Source organism: Chitinophaga sp. 30R24, assembly GCF_049056765.1.
GTDB lineage: Bacteria > Bacteroidota > Bacteroidia > Chitinophagales > Chitinophagaceae > Chitinophaga.
Genome location: NZ_JBJGXX010000001.1, coordinates 1,133,344 through 1,148,845 on the forward strand (window position 1 = coordinate 1,133,344; position 15,502 = coordinate 1,148,845).

Consider the following 15,502-nt stretch of genomic DNA (forward strand, 5'->3'; position numbering starts at 1 on the left):
GACTAACTATCAGTTCTTTAACAATAAAACAGCGCAATATGAGTATTCCGGATAAAAACAGAGAACCTATTCCTGATCCGTCTACACCAGACAAACAGGAGCCGGGAAAGGAGCCCCAGGTTCCTATACAACCGCCGCCTGACAAGCCGGAAGTAGAGCCTGTTCCACGGGAAGTGCCGGAAAGGGAAGTACCCCGGCAACCTGCAGATCCGCAGGCTATCCAGGAATAGGAAGCTTAAAGTATTAATTAACCATTTCTTTCATAAAAAAATCTGTAACAATGCCTACTACCAGAACATCCACTAGCACAGCCAGAAAGACTGGCCACGAAAAAATGCCCGAATCCAAATTCCTTGACCTGTTTATGGAAGAACTCAAGGATATTTACTGGGCGGAAAAAAATCTTGTAAAAGCCCTGCCTAAAATGCAGAAGGCCGCTACTGCTGAAGAATTAAGAGAATGTATTGGTAACCACCTGGAAGAAACAAAAGAACATGTATCCAGGTTGGAACAAGTATTCGAAATGCTAGGTAAAAAAGCGCAAACCAAGAAATGTGAAGCTATGGAAGGTCTGATTGCCGAAGGCCAGGAACTAGTAGCTGATACCGATGCAGATTCGTCGGTAAGGGATGCCGGCATCATTATCTCTGCCCAGAAAATTGAACACTACGAAATATCTGCCTACGGAAGTTTACGGACATTGGCTAGTGTAATGGGGCATAATGATATAGCGAAAATTTTAACACAAACTTTAGTTGAAGAAAAGAACGCTGACAGCTTGCTTACAGATGTAGCTGAGTCTACTGTAAATGAAGAAGCTGCAGCGGAATAAACAATACGAAGGTTTGTAAAGTATAATATTGTTGATGGAAAACTGCAAGGGTTCCTGCATTGGCAGGAGCCCTTTTCTGCTAATAAGCTATCCAAAAATCAATTGCTCTTCCCGGTCTTCTACTTTTATTTTTTGAATAAACTCATCGAAACCAGCTTCTGTATGAGAGCTATAAGCACCGTAGGCATCCAGTACATAGCCTTTTTTTCCTTCGTGATCTTCCATCACATAAAGAATAGAAGAGTCTGATGGATCTGATTCTCCTTCAAAACGATAGGTTTTAATAATGGTTAGGTCTTCCGGATTATAGATCTTCTGTGCGTCTTTGTTTTGTAATCGACCATGATCACTCATTTTTAATTCATGATCAAAGCCTCTCTCTTGTAGTTTTTCCAGCACCCGAGTTAAAGTTGTCATTTCACCTGGTTTATCCATAAAAAATGGTTTTAGTTAAGCCCCCAAAACCAAAAGTTATGCCGCGATGTTTTCAGAGAGTGGTACTATTTGTGTTAACTTTTTCTCTTAATACCAAAACTATTAATCATGCGAGCAATATGGTCAGGTGCGATAGGATTCGGACTGGTAAATATTCCTGTAAAACTTTATAGCGCTACTCAGGATAGCCGGTTAGACCTTGATATGTTAGATAGTAAAGATGGGGCGCATATCAAGTACCAGCGTGTTAATGCAGATACCGGCAGGGAAGTGCCCTGGGATCAGATCGTAAAAGGATATTTGTATAATGATGAATATGTGTTGTTGGATGAAGCGGATTTTGAAGCTGCCAGTCCACAAAAAAATAAGATCATAGAAATAACCTCTTTTGTAGAAGAAACAGAAATTGATGACATCTATTTTGAGGCGCCCTATTTTATTGAACCCGCTAAAGGAGGCGAAAAGGCTTATATCCTTCTCCAGCAAACCCTTGAGAAGACGGGTAAAGCAGGACTAAGCCGTTTTGTGTTGCGTACACAGGAGCATTTGGCGGTAATAAGGCCACGGGATAATTATTTACTCTTGCAGCAGTTACGCTTTGCAGAGGAGATCCGTTCTACGGAAGACCTTCACCTCCCTGCTCAGGTGAAGTTGGCAAAAAAGGAGCTGGATATGGCAATGGAACTGGTAAAACAGTATTCGGAACAATTTGATGTTACCCAATATAAGGATGAGTACAATGCAGAGCTGATGAAGATCATTAAGGCTAAAGCCGGTGGCAAGAAACCAGTGGCGAAAAAAATGCGCGTGGTACACACTAAAAGCGATAATCTTTTTGATCAGCTGAAAGCCAGTCTGGGGAAAACACCAACTAAAAAGCGTGCATTATGAGCCTGATTAAGTATAAACAGAAAAGGAATTTTGAAGAAACAACCGAACCTGCTTCTGGTAAGCCCTTAGCAGGAAAGCATATTTTTGTGGTGCAACGTCATCATGCTTCCCGGCTGCACTATGATTTCAGGCTGGAAATAAATGGTGTGCTGAAAAGCTGGGCAGTACCCAAAGGGCCTTCCATGAGTTACGCAGATAAAAGACTGGCCATGGAAGTGGAAGATCACCCTTATGATTACAAAGATTTTGAAGGAACCATTCCTGCTGGCAATTATGGTGCAGGCACGGTGTACATCTGGGACAAAGGTACTTTTGAATTATTGCATCCGGAAGGGAATAGTTTTGATAAAGAAGCGCTACGGGAGCTCAATACCGGCGACCTGAAAATAGTGCTGAAAGGTAAAAAACTAAAAGGCGAATTCGCGTTGGTAAAAATGAAAGGAAGGGAAGACAATGCCTGGTTGCTCATTAAACACAAAGATAAATATGCGGTAGGGACGTATAACAGTGAAGATTACACGCCGGATCGGGTTAAAGCACAAGGACTAACAGAAAAAGCTATTGCCAAAGCAACGGCAAAAAAAAAATTATAATTCCCGCCCTGCCATCTCCGGATTCCCGTAGCAGCAAAGCAGCCCTGCCATCTGTGGGTAAGCGTAGCATCTGGCCCCCCAAAAAAATCTATAAACCGATGTTGGCCACGTTGGTAAGTGAGCCTTTCGATGATGATAACTGGTTGTTTGAAACAAAATGGGATGGCTTCCGTGCTATTGCGGCAGTAACAAAGGGAGAGGCCATTTTATATTCCAGAAATGAAAAATCTTTTAACACTGACTATCCCGCTATAGTAAAGGCCGTAGAGAAATGTAGGCATACTGTGGTACTGGATGGAGAAATTGTTGTACTGGATAAAAAGGGAAAGTCGGCCTTCCAATCGCTGCAACAGTATCGCAATACCGGCGGCGGCGAGTTGGTATATATGGCCTTCGATCTGCTGCATCTCAACGGTAACGAATTGCAGCAGTTAACCTTACTGGAACGTAAAAGCTTATTGAAAGATGTGATTGAACAATTGGGAGAAACCTCTGTCCGCTTTTCTGCACATGTACTAAAGAAAGGGAAAGCCTTTTATAAGAAGGCTCAGGTTCGGCAATGGGAAGGGATCATTGCCAAGAAAACAGATAGCCTGTACGAAGAAGGTAAAAGGAGCTTATCCTGGCTAAAGATAAAGATTGTAAATGAACAGGAAGCCCTGATCTGTGGTTACACCGCTCCGCGTGGTAGCAGGAAGAAAATAGGCGCACTGGTATTGGGTATGTATGAAGGTAAAAAGTTGAAATATATCGGGCATTGTGGCGGCGGACTCAATGAAACAGTAATTGCAGACCTGTACAGCCGGTTGCAACCGTTGGTTACGAAAACAACTCCATTTATGGAAAAAGTAGCCACCAATACGCGGGTTACCTGGGTAAAACCAGTACTGATATGCGAAGTGAAATTCCAGGAATGGACCGGTGATGACCACCTGAGAATGCCGATTTTCCTGGGTTTACGGGAAGATAAACCGGCTACGGAAGTACGTCCTGAAACTGCTAAAAAACTCAATATGGTAACCAATGAACGTACAATTACCTTGAACAACAAAAAAGTGGCACTTACCAATCAGCAAAAGGTCTATTGGCCTCAAGAGCATATTACAAAGGGGGAATTGATCAATTATTATTTATCCATAGCACAATATCTGTTGCCACAACTTAAAGACCGGCCACTGTCGTTACATCGCTTTCCCAACGGTATCCAGGGGGCCTCTTTTTATCAGAAAGACCTGGATCTGGAGCAAACGCCCACCTGGATTAAGAGTGTGCCATTACTGGCAGATTCTACCGGGAAAGAGGTAGATTATCTAATCTGCAACAACGAAGCTACCCTGGCATACATGATAAATTTGGGCTGTATCGAAATTAATCCTTGGTTATCACGGCTCAATAAGTTGGAAGCGCCCGATTTTATAGTACTGGACCTTGACCCGGAAAATATTGATTTTAAGTATGTGGTAGAAACGGCATTGCACATCAAAGTGATGTTGGATAAATTTAAGATCACCTCTTTCTGTAAAACCTCCGGGTCTACCGGCTTGCATATTTATGTTCCTACAGGAGCCAGATACGGTTACGATACGACACGTTTGTTTGCGGAGTATATTGCACGTCATGTAAATGAACAGTTACCCAACAGCACCAGTATAGTCCGTGGGAAAGCATCACGCAATAAAAAAGTATATATCGATTTTTTACAAAACAGCCGGGGACAAACTATTGCAGCCCCTTATGCTGTAAGACCTAAGCCAGGGGCTACAGTGTCTATGCCGCTTTTATGGAAAGAAGTGAATGAAAAGTTGCGTATCAGCGATTTTAATATGTTTAACTCACTGGAACGTATAAACGAATACGGCGACTTATGGGTGGATATCAGAAGTGTGAAAAATGACTTACGCCAGGTGATCCGGATGATAGAGAACGGGGCATAGTCATTTCAAAAAGTCAACACATCCATAGAGGGATAGGAACCATTATCTTTGCAAGGCTATGTCTAAAGGCCATATTTTAATCATCGATGACGAGGACCAGCTCAGGAAACTATTAAGCCGTTTGCTGACCCTTGAAGGATATACGCTCCATGAAGCCTGCAATATAAAAGCCGCATGGAAGATCCTGGAAAGAGAAGATATCCATGTTATATTGTCTGATGTAAAGCTGCCCGATGGAAATGGGGTGGAATTGGTACAGCAGATACATATCCGCTATCCGGAAGCAGAAACTATTGTATTGACGGCCTATGGCAACATTGCCGATGGGGTGCAGGCCATTAAAAACAGCGCTTTCGATTATATTACCAAGGGGGATGATAATAACCGTATACTGCCCCTGGTAAGTAAAGCCATGGATAAGGCGCATTTGCAATATCGTATCCGCGATCTAGAAAAAAAGATTGCCGGCAAGTATACCTTTGGCAGCATACTCGGGGAATCGCCGGAAATAAGGGCTGCTGTGTCCCTGGCAGAGAAGGTGGCTCCTTCGGGCGTGACGGTGTTGCTCTTGGGCGAAACGGGGGTGGGCAAGGAAGTATTTGCACATGCCATCCATCAGGGTAGCCAGCGCCGGCAGCAACCGTTTGTGGCAGTTAATTGCAGCGCTTTTGGCAAAGAGATACTGGAAAGTGAATTATTTGGACATATAGCAGGCGCATTCACTGGCGCGCTGAAAGATAAGAAAGGTTTTTTTGAAGAGGCCCGCGGGGGTACTATCTTCCTGGATGAAATCGGCGAAATGGCCATAGAGCTGCAGGCCAAATTATTACGGGTATTGGAAGCCCAGGAGTTTTATAAAGTGGGGGAATCTAGGCCCACCCAAACAGATGTACGCATTATTGCAGCCACTAACCGGCAGTTGGAAGAAGAAATTGTGGCGGGCCGCTTCCGGGCCGATCTGTACTACCGGTTATCGGCTTTCCAGATAGCCTTGCCTTCACTCAATGAGCGCCAGAAAGACATTACCCTGCTGGCGGCCTGGTTTGTGCAGCATATAGCCCCTAAAATGAATAAGCGGATTACAGGGATGACGCCTGCTTTTCTACAGGCCTTACAACAACATAGCTGGAAAGGGAATATTAGGGAATTGCGTAATGTAATTGAACGGGCGGTCATTTTAACGGATGCGGATATCCTGGATGCTGCCGTATTACCGCTGGATTTTCAGCAGCAAAGTCATACATACGCACCAACATCCCTGCGCCTGGCGGATATGGAAAAGCAACACATTATCCGTGTATTGGCCCATGCAAAAGGCAATAAAACTCGCGCAGCAGAATTGATGGGAATTGGTTTGACCACCTTGTATAATAAAATTAAAGAATATAATATCCCCGCCTTATAGCAGCCAGCCGAGCAACAGGCAGGCCAGTACAATGATAGGAGACGGTATCTTGGTAAGGCATAGTAACGCCAGGGTACCGGCCATAATCAGCAGATTATACCAGGTTGTGGGAATTACAAAAAAGAGGATGAATGTGGCCGCCCACATAATGCCTACTACCACAGCGTTAATGCCTTCCAGGGCACGGTAGATCACCACATATTTTTTAAGATTGTTCCAGATAGGGAAAAAGAATAACACAAGTAGCAGGCTGGGCAGGAAAATAGCGACCGGTGCCAATATGCATCCCAGAAACTGGTATCCTATACCGAGGTTGCGCATTGCCATTCCGCCTACGTAAGCAGAAATAGAGAAGGTAGGACCAGGAAGCGCCCGCATAATACCGGCTCCCGTAAGCAGTTCTTCCGCTGTAAGGTATTGCGATTTGGCCCGGGTTACATATTGTTCCAGCATCATCGCAATCAAGATATCGCCTCCACCGAAAACAAGGCTGCCGAAACGGTAAAAGTTTTCAAAAAGGTTAAAAGGTCGCCGGGTGATCCACTCGTGCGTACGGGCCAATTCTGAGAAGAAACCGGCCAGAATGAATATAGAGGCAAAGAGCCAGATATTACCCCACTGTATTTTGCGGGGTTTCTCCGCTATATCCGGGATACGTTTGTTACTGAAATTGGAGACAATCCCCCCCAGAATAATCAGGGCGGGAAAAGTCCAGGGCGATTTCAGGTAAAAGGAGGTGAACATAGACACCACCATGATGGTAAAAGTGGCCAGGCTGCTGACGCTGATACGGAAAGCACGGATACCTCCATAGGCCAGAAAGCCTACTGCCATTGGTTGTATGTATTTGAAAATGTCTGTCTGCAGTGCATTTTTGTTAAAATACTGCAATAGGAAGCTCAGGGAGCCCATAATCAGGCAGGCAGGGAAAATCCAGATCAGTAAGGTAATGATAGCCAGTACTACACCCCCTCGTTTATAACCAATAAGGGTAAGGGTTTGGGAAGAAGACGCACCTGGCAGTAGCTGACAGAAGGCATTGTATTCCATCAACTCCTGCTCTGTAACATCCTTACGTTGCTGCACAAACGTTTTCATCATCATCGCCAGATGACCTTGTGGGCCACCATAGGCAGTAATGCTATGTAATAGCACAGCTTTTAAAAAAGGAATATGACGTAGAAGCACGGTGATATTTAGTGATGTACGATTGGACGAATTTATAAGATAATTAAATATCCTGACAAAATACAACGATGTTGCTAATATTGGCCATCCAGCAGATGATAAAGGCACAATACTTGTATTAATGGTAACCATTAAAGTGAATGTGGCCTTTTATCCGTTGTGATCAGTTCGTTAATTGACAGGTTAATTTCCCCTCAACATGTAGTGTAGTATGTTCGGATTTAAGAATAACCATATCAGTAAAACCCATTAAGGAAAGCTGCTGGCATGCAGGATATTTGTAAAGTCCCGGTAACTGCGGTTACCGGGACTTAATTATTTTTAACGTGCCTTATTTTTTCAATCCTATCTCTCTCAAACGTTCATCCAGGTATTCGCCGGCGGTAATGGGTTCATAAGCCAGCGGGTTTTCTGCTGTAACGCAGCTTTCCAGGGCATCCAATTTCATATCAGATTTTGGATGAAGGAAGAAAGGAATAGAATAGCGGGAAGTATTCCACATTTCGCGGGGAGGATTCACCACTCTGTGGGTAGTAGACTTCAGACGATTATTGGTTAAACGTTGGAGCATATCCCCTACGTTTACCACAATCTGCTCTGGCAGGGAGGTTACCGGTACCCAGGAGTTTTGTTTGTCTAGGATCTGTAAGCCATCTGCAGAGGCGCCCACCAGTAAGGTGATCAGGTTAATATCTTCGTGTTGTTCTGCTCTGATGGCTGATTTAGGTTCCTGGGTAATGGGAGGGTAGTGGATCGCTCTCAGGATGGAATTACCGTTATGTATTTTTCCATCGAAGTAGGTTTCTTCCAGCCCCAGGTAGAGGGCTATGGCTTGTAGCAGGTACTTGCCTGATTTTTCAAAACCGCGGAAGGCTTTAAAAAAAGTAGGTGTGAATGCCGGTACCTCTGCTACCTGTACATTATCTGGATATTCAGCGCTGATAGGATCATTATCTTCTACCGTTTGGCCAAACTGGAAAAACTCCTTCAAATCTGGCGCATCATAGCCTTTGGCGTGCTCTTTACCGAAAGAGGTATAACCGCGCTGGCCTGCCAATTCAGGAATTTCATATGCATGCTTTACATCAAAAGGAAGCTCGAAAAATTGTTGTACATATTTGTAGAGGTCCGCAATCAGTTCATCTGGAATACCATGATTCTTCACCGCTACAAAACCAACTTCTTCATAAGCTTTCCCTAACTGCTGCACAAAGGCTGCTTTTCGTCCCGCATCTCCGGATGTGAAGTCTGCAAGATCCACAGAGGGGATAGAGTGGGTAATTGCCATATTTCGATATTATTGTTTTGGAGCGCTAAAGATAGCAAAAATAGGCCGTTTAGGTTTTAGCCTTTAGCTTTTAGCGGTTAATTTCTGCCACATTTCTTCATAATAGCAAAAGGTTAAAGGCTAAATGTTGCATGTTATTTAAAAAATCCTTCTTCTGCTGGGTTAATATCCACCAGGGCATAGCGTGCCACGCGGTTAATCAACATTTCATCCATGATATCTACCACATTTTTATAGCTGGCCCTTTTATCGGCTTTAATGAGTACCATCAGATCGTTTTGATGGAAGGCCTCGGCAACTTCATTTTTCTTATGGATCAGTATATCACGGATGCCCTCGTTGTTGGCGTAGCCGGTATAATGTACCTGTGGCGGCGCTGAAGGATCATCGCCGATACCTTCATACCATGCTATACGATTATTGGGTCCCAGTACTACCGTCAGCGCTTTTTTGGCTGGCAGCGACATAGAGTCGCCATCTTCCCGTGGCATAATGAGGCTCATGGTTTTGGGTTGGGTCATGGTGGTGGTAAGCATAAAAAAAGTGATCAGCAGAAAACCCAGATCTACCATGGGCGTCATGTCTACACGGGTAGATTTTTTGTTGCTGGAGGTGCCATGGCCGCTACGATGAGCGGAGGTGTTCATTTCAGCCATTTTTTAACGGTTTTGGTTAAACGAAAATGATGAAAGCGCTTTCAATTAGTTAGATGCAGTAAAAAGAAGTTTCCATAACAAGTATCAAACATGATGTCTATGAGCATCGCTTAAACGGCCAGGGTACCCGAATACAAAGAGGGTGTATCATACTTTTGATACACCCTCTTTGTATTCGTATAAAATTTTAACATCAGTTCGGATTAGAATTCCGCGCTCTTAGGCGTTCTAGGGAAGGCAATTACATCCCGGATGTTGGTCATGCCGGTAACAAAGAGCATTAAGCGCTCAAAGCCTAGTCCAAAGCCGGCATGTGGTGCTGTGCCAAAGCGGCGGGTATCAAGGTACCAGCTCAGTTCATCTGCGGGTACATGCATTTCTTCCATGCGCTTTATCAGCTTATCATAGTTTTCTTCACGCTGGGAGCCGCCTACCATTTCACCAATGCCAGGGAAGAGAATGTCCATAGCCCTTACGGTTTTACCGTCGTCGTTGAGTTTCATATAGAAAGACTTGATCTCTTTAGGATAGTCGGTTAAGATTACCGGCTTCTTAAAGTGTTTTTCTACCAGGTAGCGTTCGTGTTCACTTTGCAGATCAGCGCCCCATCCTTCGATCAGGTATTGGAATTTCTTGCTCTTATTGGGTTTGCTGTTGAGCAGGATGTCGATAGCTTCTGTATATGTGATACGCACAAATTCGTTGTGCAACACAAATTCCAGTTTTTCTATGAGGCCCATTTCGCTACGCTCCTGCTGTGGTTTTTGTTTTTCTTCTTCTACCAGGCGATTGGCCAGGAAATCGAGGTCTTCGCGGTTATGTTCGAGTGCATATCCAACCACATATTTGATGAAGGCTTCTGCGAGGTCCATGTTATCTTCCAGTTCATAGAAGGCCATTTCAGGTTCTATCATCCAGAATTCAGCGAGGTGTCTGGCTGTGTTGGAATTTTCAGCTCGGAAAGTTGGGCCGAAAGTATAAACATCTCCAAATGCCATGGCGCCCAGTTCACCTTCTAGTTGTCCGGAAACAGTGAGGTTGGTAGATCTGCCGAAGAAATCTTCTTTGAAGTCTATTTCGCCGCTTTCTGTACGTGGCGGGTTGTTGAAGTCCAGCGTGGTTACCCGGAACATTTCCCCAGCGCCTTCTGCATCAGAAGCAGTGATAATAGGCGTATGCAGGTACACAAATCCGCGGTTGTTGAAGAAGTTATGGATAGCGAATGCTAAGGCATGCCTTAAGCGGAAAATAGCGCCGAAAGTATTGGTCCGGAAGCGCAGGTGCGCAATTTCACGGAGGTATTCCAGGCTGGGTTTGTTTTTTAACTGCAGTGGGTATTTCTCCGGGTCGCAGTCGCCCAATATTTCCAGGCTGGTCGCTTTTAATTCTACACGTTGGCCCTTACCTTGAGAAGGAATGATTTCGCCGGTAGCGCTAATGGAGGCGCCGGTGGTAATACGCTTCAGCAGCGCAGCATCCGTATTTTCAGTATCAATTACTATCTGTAAATTATTATTGGTAGAGCCATCGTTTAACGCTATGAATTGATTGTTGCGGAACGACCGCACCCAACCTTTAACGGTTACTTCGTATTGCGTCTTGTCATCGGACAAGATTTGCTTGACTTTCACTCTTTGGCTCATATATTTATAAATTTTTAGGTTTGCAAAAATAAGTGTTAATCTTCATAGTATATAGCCCTGCTTATGGGGTTTTTGGACTGTTTGATTGCAAATGAAATGTTAAAAAGGTGGAAATGATTGACAGGAGGAAGTTCTCAGGGGATTTTGGGATGCCTTGCTGCCAGTATTTTGCAGCAGGTAAATTACGTCTTTCCAGGCCAGGATGGGGAAATAGCGACTTAATTTTTTTTGGATAATAGTAAAACTTGTTTTAATCTTGCGGTATATTCTGCCTGATTAAGTTCATTTTTCCATCTTCATCAGCAGTTCCTAAACTCAACATTCCCTATCAAATTTAATAATCAAATTAAATTTATTGACTCAAAAACAATTATTTGTAATTGGTGTATGTTGGTATGCAGTGGTACCCGCCTCACAACACTTCTAAAATTTGACAACACAGATGATGTACGACATCTTACAATTGAACGACATGCTCGTTCCTGAGCTGCTTGATATTGCAGAGAAACTGGACGTTCCCAATGCAAAAAAACTGAACAAACAGGACCTTATCTACAAAATTCTTGATAAACAAGCAGTGCTAGCCTCAGAAGATAACCAAGCCAACGGAGACGAGAAAAAAGCACGCAAACGTAAACCTGTAAAGAAAGAAGAGGCTAATCACGTTGCTGAAGAGCCTGCACATGAAGAGAAACCAGCTGCCAAAAAACCAGCAAAAAAAGCTACCGGTAAATCAAAAGATCATGATCAGGAAGAAACCACACCGATGCCTGCTGCTAAACCTAAAGTGAAAGATTTTGAGATAGACCTGGATAGCATTCCTTCCCTGACTTTTGATGATGATGACGATATCATTATTCCATCTTTCACAGAAGATGAAGAACCAGAAGAAGAGGAAGAAGAAGTAGTAGTAATTCCGCCAGTAGAAGAAGAAGAATTGGAAGATGATGATTTTGTAGTACCCGGCGAAATACCCGTTGCTCCTGCAGTACAGAAGAACCGCTTCCCCAGCAATAAAAAGGAACCGGCTTTTAATATAGAATTTGATGGCGTAATAGTAAGTGAAGGTGTATTGGAAATGATGCCCGATGGTTATGGTTTCCTTCGCTCTTCCGATTATAACTACCTCAGTTCACCAGATGATATTTATGTATCTCCTTCCCAAATAAAACTCTTCGGACTGAAAACCGGAGATACTGTAAAAGGCTCTGTACGCCCGCCAAAAGAAGGGGAGAAATACTTTGCGCTGTTGAAAGTAGAAACGATCAATAATAAGTCGCCCGAAGAAGTACGCGATCGCGTGCCATTCGATTATCTGACTCCCCTGTTTCCTTTCGAGAAATTGAGATTAACCACTACTTCCAATAATTACTCTACCCGTATCATGGATATGTTTACTCCTATCGGTAAGGGACAGCGCGGCCTGATCGTTGCGCAACCCAAGGTAGGTAAAACCATGTTGCTGAAAGAAGTAGCTAATGCGATCGCTACTAACCATCCGGAAATTTATCTGATGGTAGTACTTATTGATGAGCGTCCGGAAGAGGTAACTGATATGGAACGCAGCGTAAAGGCGGAAGTAATTGCTTCCACTTTCGATGAGCCTGCAGAAAAACATGTGAAAGTATCTGCCATTGCTTTGCAGAAAGCAAAACGTTTGGTAGAATGTGGACATGATGTAGTCATCCTGCTAGACTCCATTACCCGTTTGGCAAGAGCGCACAACACCGTGGCGCCTGCATCCGGTAAGGTATTGAGTGGTGGTGTGGAAGCTAACGCGATGCAGAAACCTAAACAATTTTTTGGTGCCGCCCGTAAAATAGAACATGGCGGTTCCCTCACTATTCTGGCTACTGCGTTGATAGATACCGGTTCTAAAATGGATGAGGTGATCTTCGAAGAGTTTAAAGGTACTGGTAACATGGAATTGCTGCTGGATCGCAAGCTGGCTAACAAACGCATCTTCCCGGCTATCGATGTTTCTGCTTCCTCTACCCGTCGCGATGATCTGCTGCTTGATAAAGATTCACTCAAACGTATCCACATCTTGCGTAATCACCTGGGCGATATGAACACAGATGAATCTATGCACTTCATGCTGCAACATATGCGTGGTACAAAGAATAACGAAGAATTCCTAATCTCTATGAATAGTTAAGATCAGTTAATGATATATAAAAAAACCGTTCCATGATGGAACGGTTTTTTTATATATCATTAACGCCAAAATCCCGCTACGGTACTATACTGTAGCGGGATTTTCCAATCTATCTAACCTTATAACTTTCTTATACAAAACATCATCCGATGCTTAGAAAATCCAGTTTACGCCAATCTGAAAGTTTTTAGGGAAATTGAAATCAAACTTGCTGGTATTTACTTTAACACCAGTTGCTTCGGTTTTATTCTGATCCCAAGCGTAGCTCAAGCCACCGAAGGCGCCTTCTAGCATAAAGTGCTTAGTAACGAAGTAAGTGATACCTGGCAGTACGTTAACGGCAAAACCATTGTAAGTGTTGGTTTTAGTACCGTCTGCTTTGTCGTTACCGAAGTGGTAACCTGCGTTGGCTTCAGCGAAGAAAGCAAATTTGCTTTGTCCGATCATATGGTAATTACGTGCAAAAACGCCGGGAGTAATATCGAGGGTTTTGTTTTTAATACCGCCTTTTTTATCGGAACCGAATGCTGATTCAGCGAAAACGCCGATAACCCAGTTACTATTCAATGCCATGCCTATTTTAGGGCTGATACCAAAGGAGGTGTGAGTTGTTTTGTCGTCTGTGTCTTTGTTCTTGTCTGACTGCGTGTGCACATTCAGATTACCACCCAAAATTACATCGCCTTTCGAAAACTGAGCCTTTGCTACTTGTGCGCCGAACAGTGCTACTGCGGCCATTACAATCAACTTTTTCATCTGTCGTTAAATTTAAATATTCATTAAAACTATTCCTGTTTACTGATTCTTCTACATCAATCTTAGCTAATTCTTAGTTGATTCCTGGTCGATATTTTAAGCCGTTAAAGAAAATGGTTAATACCTGTTCCTCCCGGTCCATGAAGCATTTGAGCGCTTCCCGGTCGTGAGGGTCGAAACCTGCTGCCTGCCACTTGCACCATATTACCCATAAACCAAATAATACGTTTACCAGTAGCCCTGCAGTTAGTGCTGCATTTGTATCCTTACAAAGTTCCCCGTTGTTGATCCCTTTAGTAATGGTAGCGGAGAGAAAAGAAATTTCTACCTGTTGCAGCAACTCTATTGTTTGGCGCATTAAGCTGGATGGAACATCTTTGATCCATTCATTTACCCCAAAGAGAAAATGATATTCCAGCAACATTTTTTCTTTTAGTTCCAGATAACGGTGAATGATATCGCCTACTGATGGCGCTTCTTCCACATATGCCGACATGTTAGAAAAACAATCGGTTATCATCCGTTCCACTACCGCTATGTATATGGATTCTTTGTCGGAAAAATAATAATACAAAGAGCCTTTCGATATTTCCAGATCCCTGGCTATTTCCTCCATGGTAGTTTTAGACAGGCCATACCGCTTGAAGCGCTTTAATGCTGCTTCCAGAATGATAGTACGTTTCTGGTCTTGTTCTGCCATAGGTGTAGTACAAAATAAAAAATCTGACTGTCTGACTTTTTTGTTTTGCGGGTCAAATGTACGACCAAATGTAATTTCTCCCAATTTTTTTGTTAAGAAATTGTTACGTATTCTTCGCGCAATAGCATGAAAAGAAAGAAAGAGATCATAATTGCACCGCTATGCGTAAAAAAAGCCCCCGATCTTAAACAAATCGAAAGGTGATCAGCATAAAAATTGAAAATGTTAAATTGGTTAGCCTGGCAATAGGTAATACTACTTTATTTGTGCGTTATTTTGTGCAGCAGGTCGCGTTGTCTCCTCTCTGTAATATCCAATACTATCCCACTTTTCAATATTACTTTTCCTCCAGAGGTATCTAACCGGCTGATATTGGGTAATTGTATTATCTGGGTATTATTGATCTGGTAAAAGTGTAGAGATGAGAAGAGGTCTGCATAATACCGGAAAGATTGTTTGGCTATAATTTGCATGCCGGTGTTTAAACAAAACAAACAATTTTCTGCCTGTGCTTCCAGGTATTCAATAGCAGTAAGGTTAATCGTATATTCTTCCTTGTTAGTAGCAGGAATGATCAGTTTCCATCCCGGGGACTTGTTATTATTAAAGTTTTCCAACAGCACCTGGTAGCGATTGTTGTTGGCGCCGGCATTAATGCGGGTGGTAATAAGAGATACGGCTTGCAACAGGCTTTCTTTATCGATAGGCTTCAGGATTAATTCCACATCGCTGAAACGAATCACATGGAGGAATTTCTTTTCAAAAGCGGTCACAAAAACTGCTTCAAAAGGAGTGTCTGATAAGGTGCCCCCCAAAACGTCGAACCCGGTGCCGTCGGGCATTTCCAGATCAAGAAAAACCAAGTGGGGTTGATGTTGCCGGATCTTTTCAATACCATCTGCACAATCGGAAGCTGTAGCGGCAATGGTAATCTCCGGACAATACTTTTCCAGCATCAGGGCAATGATGTCCCGGCTGTTTCTTTCGTCATCTATTATAATAGCCTTTATCATGCTGCTAACA

At 43.3% G+C, this 15,502-nt stretch carries 15 protein-coding genes; 7 read left to right on the top strand and 8 right to left on the bottom strand.

The genetic code is table 11. The features are described from left to right. Positions 1-38: 38 nt before the first annotated feature. Positions 39-230, top strand: coding sequence for a hypothetical protein (locus ACDQ55_RS04730; protein ID WP_420980007.1), 192 nt, complete (start codon positions 39-41; stop codon positions 228-230). Positions 231-280: 50 nt separating this feature from the next. Then, a complete protein-coding gene (locus ACDQ55_RS04735; RefSeq protein ID WP_420980008.1) occupies positions 281-832 on the top strand; it encodes a ferritin-like domain-containing protein in 552 nt (183 codons plus the stop codon). 87 nt (positions 833-919) lie between these two features. Here the strand turns inward: ACDQ55_RS04735 and ACDQ55_RS04740 are convergent, their stop codons facing one another. Continuing rightward, positions 920-1,249, bottom strand: coding sequence for a hypothetical protein (locus ACDQ55_RS04740; RefSeq protein ID WP_420980009.1), 330 nt, complete (start codon positions 1,247-1,249; stop codon positions 920-922). Between the two features lie 126 nt (positions 1,250-1,375). Here ACDQ55_RS04740 and ACDQ55_RS04745 point away from each other — a divergent pair, with 126 nt between their 5' ends. The 4 genes from ACDQ55_RS04745 (at position 1,376) to ACDQ55_RS04760 (ending at position 6,090) form a co-directional block, all read left to right on the top strand. Further along, positions 1,376-2,158: a Ku protein gene (locus ACDQ55_RS04745; RefSeq protein WP_420980010.1), complete on the top strand. Its 783-nt coding sequence runs from the start codon at positions 1,376-1,378 to the stop codon at positions 2,156-2,158. Next, positions 2,155-2,751 carry a DNA polymerase ligase N-terminal domain-containing protein gene (locus tag ACDQ55_RS04750; protein WP_420980011.1) on the top strand — a complete coding sequence of 199 codons (597 nt, stop codon included), beginning with the start codon at positions 2,155-2,157 and terminating at the stop codon, positions 2,749-2,751. The genes ACDQ55_RS04745 and ACDQ55_RS04750 overlap by 4 nt, the downstream gene beginning before the upstream one ends. A gap of 98 nt (positions 2,752-2,849) precedes the next feature. Beyond that, positions 2,850-4,685, top strand: a complete 1,836-nt coding sequence (gene ligD, locus ACDQ55_RS04755; protein WP_420980013.1) for a DNA ligase D — start codon at positions 2,850-2,852, stop codon at positions 4,683-4,685. A 58-nt stretch (positions 4,686-4,743) separates the two neighbouring features. Next, positions 4,744-6,090, top strand: coding sequence for a sigma-54-dependent transcriptional regulator (locus tag ACDQ55_RS04760; RefSeq protein ID WP_420980014.1), 1,347 nt, complete (start codon positions 4,744-4,746; stop codon positions 6,088-6,090). Here ACDQ55_RS04760 and chrA read toward each other — a convergent pair. From chrA to asnS, 4 genes are all read right to left on the bottom strand, one after another. After that, the gene (gene chrA / locus ACDQ55_RS04765; RefSeq protein WP_420980015.1) at positions 6,085-7,278 is read right to left on the bottom strand and encodes a chromate efflux transporter; all 1,194 of its coding nucleotides are present in this window, start codon (positions 7,276-7,278) and stop codon (positions 6,085-6,087) included. The two genes, ACDQ55_RS04760 and chrA, sit on opposite strands and share 6 nt — an antisense overlap. 331 nt (positions 7,279-7,609) lie before the next feature. Next, positions 7,610-8,566, bottom strand: coding sequence for an isopenicillin N synthase family dioxygenase (locus ACDQ55_RS04770; protein WP_420980016.1), 957 nt, complete (start codon positions 8,564-8,566; stop codon positions 7,610-7,612). A 134-nt stretch (positions 8,567-8,700) separates the two neighbouring features. Continuing rightward, the gene (locus tag ACDQ55_RS04775) at positions 8,701-9,222 is read right to left on the bottom strand and encodes an ExbD/TolR family protein (RefSeq protein ID WP_420980017.1); all 522 of its coding nucleotides are present in this window, start codon (positions 9,220-9,222) and stop codon (positions 8,701-8,703) included. Between the two features lie 203 nt (positions 9,223-9,425). Continuing rightward, positions 9,426-10,865, bottom strand: a complete 1,440-nt coding sequence (gene asnS / locus ACDQ55_RS04780) for an asparagine--tRNA ligase (RefSeq protein WP_420980019.1) — start codon at positions 10,863-10,865, stop codon at positions 9,426-9,428. A 472-nt stretch (positions 10,866-11,337) separates the two neighbouring features. On the opposite strand from asnS, the gene rho reads away from it, so the two are divergent. Continuing rightward, positions 11,338-13,023: a transcription termination factor Rho gene (gene rho, locus ACDQ55_RS04785; RefSeq protein ID WP_420980432.1), complete on the top strand. Its 1,686-nt coding sequence runs from the start codon at positions 11,338-11,340 to the stop codon at positions 13,021-13,023. Between the two features lie 153 nt (positions 13,024-13,176). Here rho and ACDQ55_RS04790 read toward each other — a convergent pair whose 3' ends face one another. From ACDQ55_RS04790 to ACDQ55_RS04800, 3 genes are all read right to left on the bottom strand, one after another. After that, complete coding sequence (locus tag ACDQ55_RS04790) at positions 13,177-13,779, bottom strand: outer membrane beta-barrel protein (RefSeq protein ID WP_420980020.1); 603 nt, start codon at positions 13,777-13,779, stop codon at positions 13,177-13,179. A 73-nt stretch (positions 13,780-13,852) separates the two neighbouring features. After that, positions 13,853-14,479 (bottom strand): TetR/AcrR family transcriptional regulator, encoded by a 627-nt coding sequence (locus ACDQ55_RS04795; protein ID WP_420980021.1) that lies wholly within the window; start codon positions 14,477-14,479, stop codon positions 13,853-13,855. A 260-nt stretch (positions 14,480-14,739) separates the two neighbouring features. Then, on the bottom strand, positions 14,740-15,492 hold the full coding sequence (locus ACDQ55_RS04800) for a LytR/AlgR family response regulator transcription factor (RefSeq protein WP_420980022.1): 753 nt from the start codon (positions 15,490-15,492) through the stop codon (positions 14,740-14,742). Positions 15,493-15,502 lie beyond the last annotated feature (10 nt).

What these genes read in the sequence shown, in the direction of transcription:
- ACDQ55_RS04730 (WP_420980007.1), top strand. Translation starts at nt 39, where the DNA reads ATGAGTATTCCGGATAAAAACAGAGAACCTATTCCTGATCCGTCTACA.
- ACDQ55_RS04735 (WP_420980008.1), top strand. Translation starts at nt 281, where the DNA reads ATGCCTACTACCAGAACATCCACTAGCACAGCCAGAAAGACTGGCCAC.
- ACDQ55_RS04740 (WP_420980009.1), bottom strand. Translation starts at nt 1,249, where the DNA reads ATGACAACTTTAACTCGGGTGCTGGAAAAACTACAAGAGAGAGGCTTT.
- ACDQ55_RS04745 (WP_420980010.1), top strand. Translation starts at nt 1,376, where the DNA reads ATGCGAGCAATATGGTCAGGTGCGATAGGATTCGGACTGGTAAATATT.
- ACDQ55_RS04750 (WP_420980011.1), top strand. Translation starts at nt 2,155, where the DNA reads ATGAGCCTGATTAAGTATAAACAGAAAAGGAATTTTGAAGAAACAACC.
- ligD (WP_420980013.1), top strand. Translation starts at nt 2,850, where the DNA reads ATGTTGGCCACGTTGGTAAGTGAGCCTTTCGATGATGATAACTGGTTG.
- ACDQ55_RS04760 (WP_420980014.1), top strand. Translation starts at nt 4,744, where the DNA reads ATGTCTAAAGGCCATATTTTAATCATCGATGACGAGGACCAGCTCAGG.
- ACDQ55_RS04770 (WP_420980016.1), bottom strand. Translation starts at nt 8,566, where the DNA reads ATGGCAATTACCCACTCTATCCCCTCTGTGGATCTTGCAGACTTCACA.
- ACDQ55_RS04775 (WP_420980017.1), bottom strand. Translation starts at nt 9,222, where the DNA reads ATGGCTGAAATGAACACCTCCGCTCATCGTAGCGGCCATGGCACCTCC.
- asnS (WP_420980019.1), bottom strand. Translation starts at nt 10,865, where the DNA reads ATGAGCCAAAGAGTGAAAGTCAAGCAAATCTTGTCCGATGACAAGACG.
- rho (WP_420980432.1), top strand. Translation starts at nt 11,338, where the DNA reads ATGCTCGTTCCTGAGCTGCTTGATATTGCAGAGAAACTGGACGTTCCC.
- ACDQ55_RS04790 (WP_420980020.1), bottom strand. Translation starts at nt 13,779, where the DNA reads ATGAAAAAGTTGATTGTAATGGCCGCAGTAGCACTGTTCGGCGCACAA.
- ACDQ55_RS04795 (WP_420980021.1), bottom strand. Translation starts at nt 14,479, where the DNA reads ATGGCAGAACAAGACCAGAAACGTACTATCATTCTGGAAGCAGCATTA.
- ACDQ55_RS04800 (WP_420980022.1), bottom strand. Translation starts at nt 15,492, where the DNA reads ATGATAAAGGCTATTATAATAGATGACGAAAGAAACAGCCGGGACATC.